Origin of the sequence: Actinomyces sp. oral taxon 448 str. F0400 (assembly GCF_000220835.1) — a bacterium.
Taxonomy (GTDB): Bacteria; Actinomycetota; Actinomycetes; order Actinomycetales; family Actinomycetaceae; genus Actinomyces.
Genome location: NZ_GL985606.1, coordinates 789,153 through 801,880, shown reverse-complemented (window position 1 = coordinate 801,880; position 12,728 = coordinate 789,153). Strand labels below are relative to the sequence as shown.

Annotated in this window: 12 protein-coding genes; 4 read left to right on the top strand and 8 right to left on the bottom strand. The window is 66.3% G+C overall.

The features are described from left to right. The first annotated feature begins 62 nt into the window (after nt 1-62). The 3 genes from HMPREF9062_RS03465 to HMPREF9062_RS12075 all read left to right on the top strand — a co-directional run bounded on the left by HMPREF9062_RS03465 (nt 63) and on the right by HMPREF9062_RS12075 (nt 2,677). Nucleotides 63-875, top strand: coding sequence for an LppM family (lipo)protein (locus HMPREF9062_RS03465; RefSeq protein WP_172634825.1), 813 nt, complete (start codon nt 63-65; stop codon nt 873-875). Between the two features lie 73 nt (nt 876-948). Next, a complete protein-coding gene (locus HMPREF9062_RS12080; protein WP_009748645.1) occupies nt 949-1,764 on the top strand; it encodes an LppM family (lipo)protein in 816 nt (271 codons plus the stop codon). A gap of 61 nt (nt 1,765-1,825) precedes the next feature. Beyond that, nucleotides 1,826-2,677, top strand: coding sequence for an LppM family (lipo)protein (locus HMPREF9062_RS12075; RefSeq protein WP_009748644.1), 852 nt, complete (start codon nt 1,826-1,828; stop codon nt 2,675-2,677). Nucleotides 2,678-2,787: 110 nt separating this feature from the next. On the opposite strand, the gene HMPREF9062_RS03450 is transcribed toward HMPREF9062_RS12075, so the two are convergent. From HMPREF9062_RS03450 to fbaA, 7 genes are all read right to left on the bottom strand, one after another. Beyond that, entirely contained in the window at nt 2,788-4,074 is a 1,287-nt protein-coding gene (locus tag HMPREF9062_RS03450; protein ID WP_034253677.1) for an adenylosuccinate synthase, read from the bottom strand. Between the two features lie 207 nt (nt 4,075-4,281). Further along, complete coding sequence (locus HMPREF9062_RS12070; RefSeq protein WP_156789956.1) at nt 4,282-5,091, bottom strand: hypothetical protein; 810 nt, start codon at nt 5,089-5,091, stop codon at nt 4,282-4,284. A gap of 717 nt (nt 5,092-5,808) precedes the next feature. Next, complete coding sequence (locus HMPREF9062_RS03440) at nt 5,809-6,465, bottom strand: DUF624 domain-containing protein (RefSeq protein ID WP_009748641.1); 657 nt, start codon at nt 6,463-6,465, stop codon at nt 5,809-5,811. A 46-nt stretch (nt 6,466-6,511) separates the two neighbouring features. Beyond that, entirely contained in the window at nt 6,512-7,438 is a 927-nt protein-coding gene (locus HMPREF9062_RS03435; RefSeq protein WP_009748640.1) for a carbohydrate ABC transporter permease, read from the bottom strand. Continuing rightward, a complete protein-coding gene (locus HMPREF9062_RS03430; protein ID WP_009748639.1) occupies nt 7,435-8,286 on the bottom strand; it encodes a carbohydrate ABC transporter permease in 852 nt (283 codons plus the stop codon). Before HMPREF9062_RS03430 ends, HMPREF9062_RS03435 begins: the two co-directional genes overlap by 4 nt. 126 nt (nt 8,287-8,412) lie before the next feature. Then, nucleotides 8,413-9,762 carry an ABC transporter substrate-binding protein gene (locus HMPREF9062_RS03425; RefSeq protein ID WP_009748638.1) on the bottom strand — a complete coding sequence of 450 codons (1,350 nt, stop codon included), beginning with the start codon at nt 9,760-9,762 and terminating at the stop codon, nt 8,413-8,415. Between the two features lie 294 nt (nt 9,763-10,056). Next, the gene (fbaA, locus tag HMPREF9062_RS03420) at nt 10,057-11,106 is read right to left on the bottom strand and encodes a class II fructose-bisphosphate aldolase (RefSeq protein WP_009748637.1); all 1,050 of its coding nucleotides are present in this window, start codon (nt 11,104-11,106) and stop codon (nt 10,057-10,059) included. A 256-nt stretch (nt 11,107-11,362) separates the two neighbouring features. Between fbaA and HMPREF9062_RS03415 the strand changes: the two genes are divergently transcribed. Beyond that, nucleotides 11,363-11,806, top strand: a complete 444-nt coding sequence (locus tag HMPREF9062_RS03415) for an Hsp20/alpha crystallin family protein (RefSeq protein WP_034254635.1) — start codon at nt 11,363-11,365, stop codon at nt 11,804-11,806. An 82-nt stretch (nt 11,807-11,888) separates the two neighbouring features. Here HMPREF9062_RS03415 and HMPREF9062_RS03410 read toward each other — a convergent pair whose 3' ends face one another. Further along, nucleotides 11,889-12,611: a TrmH family RNA methyltransferase gene (locus HMPREF9062_RS03410; protein WP_009748635.1), complete on the bottom strand. Its 723-nt coding sequence runs from the start codon at nt 12,609-12,611 to the stop codon at nt 11,889-11,891. Nucleotides 12,612-12,728 lie beyond the last annotated feature (117 nt).

The following is a 12,728-nucleotide window of genomic DNA, read 5'->3' as shown; positions in this document are numbered from 1 at the left end:
CCTTCTCCGTCACATCCCTCCCGTGTTCCCGGACACACCGGCGTCCGTGTAACGTCGCGGGCGTGAGTACTCGTCGTCGCACCGCACCGATCCTCGTCGTCGCGAGCGCCGCCGCAGCGCTCGCCCTGTCCGCCTGCACAGCGCACATGGACCTGACCATCTCCGAGTCCGACACCTACGACGCCACCATCGTCATGCGCGACACGACCGGCTCGGTCCTGACCGCCGACACCGACTGCCAGTCCTACGCCGACCCGTCCGTCCTGGGCTCCGTCGCCGACGCGTCCGTCTCCGCCGTCCCCGTCGGCTCGGCCAACGACGACGCGGGCGTGGGCTGCGAGGTGACGGCCACGGGAGTCAAGGTCCCCGACGCCGCGGACGCCGCGGACGCCGATCCGCTCGTCGAGCGCGACGGCGACCTCTACGTCTTCACCCTCGGCGCGCTCGCTCCGGGCGGCCTCGGCGGCCCCGACTCCGACGCGACGGCCGACCCGGAGCAGCAGGGCGCAGATCCGACGTCCGGATCCTCCTCGGACGACTCGCTCAACTCCGCCATCGACACCCATCTGTCGGTCACCTTCCCGGGCGCCGTCGTCGACGGAGGCGGCGGGACCGTCTCGGGGCGGACCGTCACCTGGGACGACGCCGACGTCCTGGCCGACGGCGTGAGCGCCTCGGGCTACGCAACTCCGGACGAGGGCGTGAGCACCCTGGACCGCTTCGGGCCGTGGATCATCACGGGGATTGTCGTGGCCGGCATCGCCGTGGGCGCGGCCGCGATCATGCGCCGACGCCGGTCGACCGCGCGAGCCGACTCGGGCGCTCGACGGTCCGGCCAGACGCCGTCGGGCCGCAAAGGGAGCGCGACGCGCTGAGATGCGCGAACGCCGGCGAGGGCTCCCCGCGTCGCCGTTCTATCGGATGCCCATCGCTCGTAAACTGCCGACTATGAATGTTCGAACTCCCTCGCGCCGCCTGGCGGCGGCCGTCGCCATACCCGTCCTGGCTCTTGTCGGAATCGCGGGCCCCTCCCCCGACGCCTCAGCCGCGTTGGGCGACACAACCGGCGATATCACGATGACTGTCCACGACAATGACACGGCCGATACGACCATGACGGTCAAAGTCGAGGGCGCTTCCCCTTCCGCATACTGCGACAAGGACCTGCTGAGCGACTTCAACGACTTGAACAGCGGCACGGCCAATGTGACCACCAACGGCGATCAGTGCGTCCTATCCGTCACCGGCACGCCTCTCAGCGGAGCCGGAGGCGGTGATCCGATGATCAGGCACGAGAACGACAGGTACATCTTCGAGACCTCCGACCTGGACGAATTCCGAAGCACTACCGTCAACATGAAAGTCAATATGTCGGTGACTTTCCCGTACAAGGTCGTCGACGCCGACGAGCACGCGACGGTCGACGGCGAGACCGCCTCCTGGGCCAACATCGGCTCGCTCAGCTCGATGAGAGCCGAGTCCAAGGATTCCGCCGATCCGCCCTGGTTGTGGATCATCGTAGGAGCCGTGGCCGTCCTGGCGGTGGCGATCGCCGCCGCCGTCGCCATCCTCCTCAGCCGCAGGAAAATGCGTCCCAGTGCGGGCTACGCGCCGGTCGATGCCTACGGCCAGCCCCAGCAGCCCGGCCAACCGGGCTACACCCAACCGGGCTACGGCCAGCCTCAGCAGCCCGGCCAACCGGGCGCGCAACCGGGCTACAGCCAACCGGGCCAGCAGACGTACAACCCCAACAACCCGTACTGAAGGCTTAAAGGTCGGTGTCTGCGGCGGTCCGTCGCGGAGCAGCGCGCCATATACTGCGGCAATGAGGTTCACCACCAGATCACTCCGCGGCTGCCTGAGCGGATGCCTAGCGGCGGCGCTGTGCGCCTTCGCCCTGGCCGGCGTCGCACCCACCTCCGCAGCCGATATCGCCGGCACCCAGGCGACCGGGAGCTACGAGATCACGATCCATGAGGACGAGACGGTCGACAACGTCATGACGCTGACCGTCGACAACATGCCGGAGGAGCAGTTCTCCGCATTCTGCACCCAGACGTCTTTCCTCTCCTCGGGAGGCTACCCGACTGACGTCGAGCAGATCGAGAAGGACGGGAAGCCCGCATGCAAGGTGTCGAACACGGGCGTCCCCCTCGACGAGGTTTCGCAGTTGAGCATGACGATCACCCACTCGGGCGGCCAGTTCGACTTCTCCACAATGGTGTCCGGCGAGGTCCGCGTCGCTACTGTGACCGTGACCTTCCCCGGCAGGGTCACCAACGCGAACGAGAGCGGAGTGACCGACGGGAACTCCGTCACATGGACCGAACTCAAAGACAGTACGCGGATCGAGGCGACAGGGAAGGACTCCCCGGGCTCGCCCTGGCCGTGGATCATCGCGGGAGTCGCCGCCGTCGTGGTGGTGGTCGCCGTCGCCGTCACCGCCGTCATCATTCTCACCCGCAGGAGACGGCGGCCGAGCGCCGGAGGTCCTGACGGCATCTACGGGCAGCCGGGGGCGCCGCTGAGCGGCCAGCAGCCGAATCAGCCAGGCCCACCCCAGCAGCCCGGCTACAACCAGCCGGGCCCACCCCAGCAACCGGGCAGGCCTGACGGAGGCTACGGCGGGCCCCAGCCGCCGGATCAGCAGCCGTACGGCGCCAACGGTCAGTACTGAGCGACCGGACGGCTTCCCGGTCCGGGGTCCGACACCCGAACGGTGCCGGGCCCCGACGTCTCTCCTGTTGGACGGGGCACGAGGAGGTCCACGCAGACGCGGCCTCCCGGTCAGCCGAGCAGCCTGTGACGCGTGATCGTGGCCTCCCGCCCGGGACCGACGCCGATCGCGGACACGCGCGTGCGGGCAAGCTCCTCGATGCGCGTCACATAGGTCCGGGCTTCGGCGGGCAGATCGGAGAACTCGCGCACGCCGGTGATGTCCTCCCTCCAACCGGGCAGCTCCTCGTAGACCGGCACGGCATGGTGAACATCGGACTGAGTGAGCGGCATCTCCTCGGTGCGCACGCCGTCGACGTCGTAGGCCACGCAAACGGGGATGGTCTCATAGCCGGTGAGGACGTCGAGCTTGGTCATGACCAGATCGGTCAGGCCGTTGACGCGCGCGGCGTAGCGGGTGACGACGGCGTCATGCCAACCGCAGCGGCGCGGGCGGCCCGTGGTCACCCCGTACTCGCCGCCCTCGGAGCGCAATCGCTCGCCCTCGACGCCGGTCACCTCGGTGGGGAAGGGCCCCTCCCCCACGCGGGTGGCGTAAGCCTTGACGACACCGACGACGGAGTCGATGCGGGTCGGTCCCACGCCCGTCCCGGTGCAGGCGCCGCCGGCGGTCGGGCTGGAGGATGTGACGAAGGGGTAGGTGCCGTGGTCGATGTCGAGCATAGTGGCCTGTCCGGCCTCGAACAGGACCGTCTTGCCGTTATCGAGAGCGTCGTTGAGGACCAGGGAGCAGTCGATGACCATGGGCCGTACGCGGTCGGTGTAGGACAGCAGTTCGTCGGCAACCTCGTCGGGGTCGATGGCGGGACGGTTGAAGATCTTCAGGAAGAGTCCGTTCTTCTGGTCGAGGGCGGAGCGGACCTTCTGGCGCAGAATCGACTCGTCGAACAAGTCTTGGACGCGCAGGCCCACACGATTCATCTTGTCCGCGTAGGTGGGGCCGATGCCCCGCCCCGTGGTGCCGAGCCGACGTTCCCCCAGAAAGCGCTCGGTCGTACGGTCCAGCACCCGGTTGTAGGAGGGGATGAGGTGAGCATTGGCCGAGATCCGCAGGGATGAGGCGTCCCGGCCGCGGGAAGCGATCTCGGCGATCTCGGCGAAGAGCACCTCCAGGTCCACCACGACGCCGTTGCCGATGACGGGCGTGACGCCGGGCGTGAGCACGCCGGCAGGCAGGAGGTGGAAGGCGAAGGTCTCCCCGTCGATGACGACGGTGTGCCCGGCGTTGTTCCCGCCGTTGAACTTGACGACGTAGTCGACGTCCTGACCGAGCTGGTCGGTCGCCTTGCCCTTCCCCTCGTCTCCCCACTGTGTCCCGACGACGACGACGGCTGGCATGGGCATCTCTCCTATTGCGACGGCGGCATGACGGTGGCCACGCCGCCGCCCAGACTACCGGAGACCCGCGCCGAACAGGTCGCGGTTCCAGGGCGGTCGACGCCGAAGAGGCGGATGCCGAGGGCACTGCCGGCGCCGAAGCAGGCGCGATGAGTCCGCGTGCGCCCGGCGCGCGCCCGTCTCGATACGCGCGGCTGCGCACCCGGATCAGCGGTCGAACACCAGACCGGCGCGCCGTTCGAAGACCTCGCGCTCGCGCTGCTGCTCACCGTTCCGCAGGGGAATGTAGTGACCGGTCTCGCCGGTGGCGCCGACGGCCACGCCCCAGCTCCAGATCTCCTCGCACTGCGCAGCGGCCGTTTTCTCGCGACGGGCGAACCCACCGGATGCGCCGCCTGTCCCGAGCAGAGGAACGGGTATTCCTTCACGATCGACCATGACGACCCGATCTCCGGCCACGTACAGGTTCAAGCGGGAATCGGGCCACCCATATTCCTTTCCACCTGCACGAATCGCTCCACGATCCACGACGGTCTTCCGGAAGCACATGCTCATTTTGACCAGAGGAAACACCACTGCAGCCGCCCCGAGAACCAGGCCGAGGAGTCCCACGGCAGTATTCACGTTGTTGCGAGCGGGCTGACTCAGCATCAGGCCCGCGACCGCGACGAAGACCGCCCCCGTACAGATGAGGGTCGCCCCGCCGTCCAAAACGGACTCCAGGAGCCGGCCCCAGGCGGGAGCATCGTAGACCAGCGGTTCGTCGTCCACCGCGCTTCGTGCGGTCCGGACGTCCTGCGAACCCTGATCCGAGCACGCCTGCGCGAGCGCGGGATCGACCGCGACGAGGGCCGGATCGGAAACGATCCAGCCCTGGGCGACCGCGAATGCCCAGATCCTCTCCAGGGCGAAACGGGCTCTGGTCTCGCAGTTCTCGCCGAATATCCGGAGCGTTCCGCCGAAGACGCATCCCGGCATTCTCCTGACATCATCGAGGGCGCCATTGACGAGAATCAATCGGCACCGTTGGATATAAAAAGAGTGAAAGCCATCCGAATCCCGTACATCAGCCCTGACTCCCGAGACGGCGAAGCCCGAGCGCGTCGCCGGCCATGGCCGTCTCTCCGTGCGGAGCAGACGACGCATGTCAATACCGCAAGCGCTCATAACCGTTCGGCACCGCAACACATTCATACTCCACAGCAGCACCGGGAGATTCACGAAGACGATGAAAAAGAAACCGACCCCCGGGGCGCCCCTCCCCAGAAGCTGGCCGATCAACCATGGGGCGGAGAGCACTTGCTGAGCAGCGGCGGGGATCGCGATGATCCCGGCGATGGCTCTCGCAACGATCGATCGGCGCAGGATGAGCCGGGGGCCTGCCGGGCCGCCTGTCTTCACACTCGCCCGACCTCTCAGGAAGGGCTCGAGCGTTAACGGGTCGACGCGGGCGGAGGGCCGTTCCGCGTCGGCCGCAGAAGGGTCGCCGTCCTGTCCCATGCTCCTCTTCCACGAGTGGTCGTGCACCGGTCGGCGGGTCGCCCGAGCGGAGGCGGACCAGGCCCTGCTCCCCATCCGGCCGCACCGGCATCCGACGGTCATGAGTCACTGCCAATTCCTGCCACTTCACTGTAATCCGCCATGCGGCTGACAGGGCGGCGCGAAGGCGGGCACTCCTCCCCATGCACCCAGTGGCCCCGGCGATGCCCGACGACATCGGCTCAGCCGTCGGGCTCAGCCGGAGGCGCGGCGCAAACGGTCGATAACACTGCGCTGGATGAGAGCCATGAGGTATCCCTGGAAGGCGAGCCCCAGCAACACCATGAACCATGTCACGGCCGCCCTGGACTGCGGCACTGCGCAGGCCAGGATCGCAGGGGCGGACGTCACGACCAGACATGTCGCGGTCCGCCCGAGACAGCCGACCGCCAGTCTCACCGCGTTGGCCGCGTGCGCCGCCGTCGTATTCTCGAAACGCGCCGTCAGGGGCACGAGCCAGACGAGCACGCCGACCACGATGGCGCCGCCGGCCAGCAGGAGGCCCGAGAGCGCGCCGAGCCCAGCGGGATTCGCGCCGATCGCCCCGCTCTCGGCGCCCGCTGCGACCGTCCGGTTCTCCCATACGGCCAGCGCAAGCACCCCAACCGTCGGAAGCCACCAGGCCAACGACCGGATCAGTTCACCGCGGAAAATCCGCCACCACGTGCGAACGATGTAGCCGTCCTCGTCGCGCACCATGTCCATGGTGATACGAGCGCATGCGGTCAAAGCGGCTCCGGCCGTCACCACCGGCAGGCAGCCGATGAGGGTGAGGGCATTAATGATGACAAGATCGGCGGCGCCGGTCCAGGCCCGATAGAAGGGCGAGTCGATCCGGAGGAACCCGGGCACGTGGAACTCCTTGTGTCCGCGAGGGACGGGACCCGCGGATGCCCGCTCAGCCCTTGACGGCGCCAGCGGCGACGCCCTCGATGATGTGCCTCTGCCCGAAGAGGTAGAAAGCGACGATCGGAATGATCGCCAGCACGAGCATGGCCATCTGAGCGCCCATATCGCGGTTGCCGTTGGATCCGATGAGCGACTGAATGACGATCGGGATCGTCTTGTAACGCTCGTCCTGACCGATCACCAGGTTCGGCAGGAGGAAGTCGTTCCACACCCACATGGCGTTGAGGATCGCCACCGTCACCGCCGTGGGCCTCAGCAACGGCATGACCACCTGGAAGTAGCTCTGCAGCGGCGAGCAGCCGTCCATGAAGGCGGCCTCCTCGATATCCACCGGGATAGACTTCACGAAGCCGGCGAAGAGGAACACGGACAGTCCGCCGCCGAACCCGAGGTAAAGCACGATCATCCCCCACGGCGTGGCCAGGCCCAGGGCATCAGCGACCTTGACGGTGGGGAACATGACGAGCTGGAAGGGCGCGACCATGGAGAAAGCGAACAGGTAGTAGAGCAGAGTCGTCCACCATGTCTTGACGCGAGTGATGTAGTACGCCGTCATCGCCGTGAGCATGACGATGACCGCCACCGATCCCACGGTGACGAACAGCGACCAGCCAATGGCACGGAGGAATCCCGACAGCCCCAACCCAGTGGCGTAGTTGGTCAGCCCCGCGAAGGCCTTCCCGGTAGGTATGGAGAAGGGGGAGTCCGAGATGTAGAACTTGCCCTTGAATGAGTTGATGAGGATGAATAGCAGCGGGATGATCCAGATGAGGGACAGGACGGTCAGCATCGTCACCAGCACGTGCTGGCCCGTCCCCCGCTCCGGTGATGAAGTCGGGGACGAGGGTGCCTCGTTCCCATCGACGGATGCGACGGATGCGGATGATTCGGTTTGCGATACAGTGTCGGCGCTCACGCGTCGATCTCCTTCGAACGGGTCGCGCGCAGCTGCAGCACGGCGATGATGGACACGAGGATGAAGAAGACGACGGCCTCGGCCTGAGCCACTCCGTGCCATGCCTTACCGGGTTTGTCATACATGAGAGACACGATATTGAGGGCCGCCATCTGCGTATGCTTCAACGGGTTCCCGTCGGTCAGCGCGAGGTTCTGATCGTACATCTTGAATGTATTCGCCAGTGTGAGGAACAGGCAGATCGTGATCGAGGGCATGACTATCGGGATTGTCACGTTGCGCAGCGTCTGCCACTTACTCGCACCGTCGATCTGCGAGGCCTCGACGAGTTCGGGCGGCACGTTCTGCAGGCCGGCGATGTAGATGATCATCATGTAGCCCATGAGCTGCCAGTTGACCAGCATGATCAAACCTGCGAGCCCCATGCGCCAGTCGTTGATGATGGTCTGGTCCCAACGCTGGAGGACGGCATCGAGCATGACCTGCCACGTGTAGCCCAGCACGATTCCCCCGATGAGATTGGGCATGAAGAACACCGAGCGGAAGAAATTCGTACCGCGCAACTTGCGTGTCAGCAGGTAGGCCAGGCAGAAAGCGCCCAGGTTGACGGTCACGACCGAGATCGCGCAGACGAGCACCGTGAACCACAGGGCGTGCACGAATCCGGACTCGCCCCCGAAGGCGTTCGCGTAGTTCTTAGTGCCCACCCACGTCGCATCGGTGAGTGTCGAGAACTTGGTGAAGGACAGGTACAGACCCATGAAGAACGGCACGATGAACGCGATGAGGAAGGCGATCAGCGTGGGACCCGCGAAGATCGGGAAGTATTTCTTGAGTGATTTTTCCATTTGTTCCCCTAGTCGGCTCCGTGCAATTCGGGTATCACGATGGCCTGAGACCCGCGGAGGGAGTTCATCGGCTGACGCCCGACGCACCGCCGCCTCAATGCACGAGGACGGAGCTCTTGTTTCAGATCAGGCCGTCTTCTGGGCCCTCCATTCGCTGACGAAGTAGTCCTTGACCGCGTTCCAGTCCTCCTTCCCGGAGGCGTACTGAGCGAGATACGAACCGAGCTGGTCCTTGAAGTCCGGACTCGGGAACGTCTGGAAGACCCAGTTGATCGGGTAGAGTTCCTTGTCATTGAGGAATTTTGAGATCTCCTGCCCCAGCGGATCCGCGGGCACCAGATCCGAGAAGACCGAGTAGGGACTGACGGAGACGATCGAGCCGTCCACGAGCATTCCGGCCCCCTCGGCGTCGTTGAACAACCAGCTGAGGAAGTCGATCGACGCCTGCTGCGCCTCCTGGGAGGCCTTGGAGTTGATGGACAGGTAGTTCTCGGTGCCGAGTGCGATGCCTGATCGTTCCTCGCCGCTGACGCCGACGTAGATCGGCATGAAGTGGATATCCTCCTCCTTGACCGTGTTCCCCTCGACCTCGGAGATCTGAGACCAGGCCCAGTTGCCGTTCTGAACGAAGACGCACTTTCCGAGGGCGAAGTCCGCCATGGAGTCGGTCACGCTCTTCGCCGCGGCGGCGGAGGGCTTGACCGTCGAGTTGTTGAGGTAGAGATCGAAGATCTGCTTGTAGTCGTCCGAGTAGGTCAGCTCCAGGTCCGGGGTGTCCGTGACCCCCTTGTCTCGGAACTCGTAGAAGACGGGGTAGTTGGCCAGATGAGTATGCCACCGCCAGTCCTCGCCGGACGCCAGGGAGGTGCAGGCGAAAGCCCCCTCGACACCGAGCTCGGCCTTCCTCTCCTGGATGTCCTCGGCAACCTCCTTGAGCGTGGCGAAGCTCTTGATCTCCTCAACGGAGGAGGCCTTGGCCCCCTCCATGGCGAAATACTTATCGAGAATCGCGGCGTTATAGATGATGCCGTACCCCTCGGTCGCCAGCGGCGTCCCGTAAACGACGCCCTCATCATCGGTCAGGGCCATCGACTTGTCGGTGAGAGCCTTGACGAAGTCCGTATCGGACAGATCGAGAGCGTAGTCCTTCCATGTGGCGAGCCCGACCGGGCCGTTAATATTGAAAATGGTCGGCGGGTTGGACTTGGCAACCTCGCTCTGAAGCGTCTGCTGGTAGTTCCCGGAGGCGGCGGTGACGACCTTGACCGCAACGCCGGTCATGTTCGTGTAGGTGGCGGCGATGGTCTTGAAGGCCTCTTCGGCCTCCGGTTTGAAATTGAGCAGGTAGACGCCTCCGGCGGGTCCCGAGTCGCCGGAGGAGCCGCCGGAGCAGGCGGTCAGCGTGGCGGCGACGGCGAGTGCGGCGGAACCGCCGAGCATCGAACGGCGAGATAATAGTCGGGATAGCATTGCCATGAGGTTCTCCTAGCAGGGAGTGAGGGTGCCCGAGCGCCTCCCTGCATCCAGGGGGCGGGCACCCGACCAGCACTGCAGCCGAACCGGCATGAAGACCTGCCCCGCTGCAGCGCCAACGAGGCCATGATGCCATATTTTGCACGGCGCCGCCCACCCGTCCGCGGGAGAGCGCACGCCCGGCCCGTCGTCCGATCGCCGGCCAGTCGGCCCGGAGCACGGCGGCCCCGACACCACGCGAGGGCGCCGGGGCCGCCGGTCGAAGTCACCGGTCGCGCCCGCTCGGGGCGCGTCGACTCATCTGCTGATGGAGCCGACGGAGCCGAGGCGCTCGCACGCCTCGACGACGCGAGCGGCCATGCCCTTCTCGGCGGCCTTGCCCCATGAACGGGGGTCGTAGACCTTCTTGGAGCCGACCTCGCCGTCGACCTTGAGGACGCCGTCGTAGTTGACGAACATGTGGTTGGCGACCGGGCGGGTGAAGGCGTACTGGGTGTCGGTGTCGACGTTCATCTTGATGACGCCGTTGCGCACCGCGGTGGCGATCTCCTCGGCGGTGGAGCCGGAACCGCCGTGCATGACCAGGTCGAAGGGGGACGACGTGTCCCCGACCTTGGTGGCCAGTCGGTCGCCGAGGCGCTTCGCGACGTCGTCCTGGATCTCGCCGAGCAGCTCGGGGCGGAGCTTGACGTGGCCGGGCTTGTAGGAGCCGTGCACGTTGCCGAAGGTCAGGGCCGTGGTGTAGCGGCCGTTCTCGCCCAGGCCGAGGGCCTCGACGGCGGCCCATGCATCGTCGGCCGTGGTGTAGAGGCTGGCGTTCTCCTCGCCCTTGACGCCGTCCTCCTCGCCGCCGACGGCGCCGATCTCGATCTCGAGGATGGTGTTCGCCTTCTTGCTCATGGCGAGCAGCTCGACGGCGATCTCAATGTTGTCCTTGAGGTTCTCGGCGGAGCCGTCCCACATGTGGGACTGGAAAGCGGTGGGCTCGCCGCGTTCAGCCTGCTCGATCTCGATCTCGAGTAGCGGCTTGAGCCAGGTGTCGACCAGCTTGCGCGGGCAGTGGTCGGTGTGGAGGGCGACGACGCCCGGGTAGAGGTCGGCGACCGTGTAGGCGTAGGCGGACAGGGCGAGGGAGCCCTTGACGCGGTCGGCGCGTGAGGAACCGGACCAGTAGGCGGCACCACCGTTCGAGACCTGGATGATGCCGTCGGACTCGGCGTCGGCAAAACCCTGAAGTGCGGCGGAGAGAGTCTGCGATGAGGTGACGTTGATCGCGGGGATGGCGTACTTGCCGGCCTTCGCGCGGTCGATCATGTCGGCGTAGGTCTCCGGGGTTGCAATGGCCACTGGATGCCTCCTGAGTGTCAGTTAAATGGGCAGCGGTGCACGAGTGATTCTCCCACGGATCGGGGAGGTCGGGTACCGGCTGATGGTCCCGAATCGGTCCGAGCGCCCCCCAGTCGCTCCACTCTGAGCGATATCGTTTAGCACTCTCGAGCCTGGAGTGCCAGACTGGGGTCGTCCGGGAGGGGCGCGGAGAACGCTCCTTCCCTACTGCACCGGACAGTCCGGTGCAGTAACCACATGATGGGAGATGGTTGACATGGCGACGACATCTTTCGACCCGTTCCGCGACCTGGACCGCTGGCTGTCCAACGGCATGGTTCGCACACCCGCCTCCGTGGGCATGCCGCTGGACCTGTACCGCAAAGGCGAGTCCTTCATCGCCCGTATCGATCTGCCGGGGGTCGACCCCTCGACGATCGACGTCGACGTCGAGGACCGCACCCTCACGGTCCGCGCCGAGCGTCCGGCCCACGACGCCGAGGACGTCCAGTGGCTCGCTCACGAGCGTCCGTCCGGCACCTTCGCCCGCCAGCTGACCCTCGGCTACGGGCTCGCACTGGACAGGATCTCAGCCCAGTACACCGACGGGGTCCTTACGCTGACGATCCCCGTTGCCGAGGAGGCCAAGCCGCGCAAGATCGAGGTCACGCACGCCTCGTCCTCGCACCCGGTGATCGAGAACGAGAAGGGGCAGGCCTGAGGCCGGCCCACCCCGCACCGCTGATCGCCGCCGCCGCTGCCCACGGGTGGCGGCGGCCGCGTCTACCGCTGGTCATTGCGACTCAGTCGGGCGCGGAGCCGCCGTGCTGGAGAACCCAGGCGTGCATGGCGATCGCGGCGGCGGCGGCCACGTTGATCGAGCGTGTCGATCCGTACTGCCCGATGCGCAGCGTGCGCGAGCAGTCGGCCAGCAGCCCGGCGCTGATTCCCGCTCCTTCACTGCCGAAGACGAGCAGGCAGCGCGGGGGCAGGACGGAGGTCTCGAGCGGCTCCGAGGTCGGCCCGTTGTCGATGGCGACCGCCTCGTATCCCGCCCCAGCGGCCCAGGCGAGCAGTTCGGCGGGCTCGGGATGGTGGCGCACGTCGAGGTAGCGGTTGGTGACCATGGCACCGCGCTTATTCCAGCGGCGCCGACCCAGGATATGAACGGCGCCGACGTTGAATGCGTTGGCCGTGCGCACGATGGAACCGATATTGAGGTCCTGGCTCACATTCTCGATGGCGACGTGCAGCGGGTGCGCGCGGGCGGCGAGGTCGGTGCGGATCGCTTCGACGCTCCAGTAACGGTAGCGGTCCACGACGTTGCGCCGGTCGCCTTCGGCGAGCAGCTCGCGGTCGTAACGGGGGTCGTCGGGCCAGGAGGCCTCTCCGCCGGGCCATGGTCCGACGCCGACCTCGCGGCGGTCCGCCGGGGCGTCCTCCTCCGCCGGCGGGAGCGCCAGGTGGTCACCTGGCGGCACGATCCGTTCGCTCACGAGGATGTTCTTCGTCGAGCCCTCTCCCATTCCCAATAGCTCCTATGCGCATCGGCGATCACGTCGTATCCAACGGAGTCCGCCGAGCGTACGTGTTCGCCGTGCTCGGCGCCGATTCCCCCGACCTGCGGATGCTCGACCAGCGGG

Coding starts and splice junctions, on each gene's coding strand:
- HMPREF9062_RS12080 (WP_009748645.1), top strand. CDS start 949: ATGAATGTTCGAACTCCCTCGCGCCGCCTGGCGGCGGCCGTCGCCATA.
- HMPREF9062_RS12075 (WP_009748644.1), top strand. CDS start 1,826: ATGAGGTTCACCACCAGATCACTCCGCGGCTGCCTGAGCGGATGCCTA.
- HMPREF9062_RS03450 (WP_034253677.1), bottom strand. CDS start 4,074: ATGCCAGCCGTCGTCGTCGTCGGGACACAGTGGGGAGACGAGGGGAAG.
- HMPREF9062_RS03430 (WP_009748639.1), bottom strand. CDS start 8,286: ATGGAAAAATCACTCAAGAAATACTTCCCGATCTTCGCGGGTCCCACG.
- HMPREF9062_RS03425 (WP_009748638.1), bottom strand. CDS start 9,762: ATGGCAATGCTATCCCGACTATTATCTCGCCGTTCGATGCTCGGCGGT.
- HMPREF9062_RS03415 (WP_034254635.1), top strand. CDS start 11,363: ATGGCGACGACATCTTTCGACCCGTTCCGCGACCTGGACCGCTGGCTG.
- HMPREF9062_RS03410 (WP_009748635.1), bottom strand. CDS start 12,611: ATGGGAGAGGGCTCGACGAAGAACATCCTCGTGAGCGAACGGATCGTG.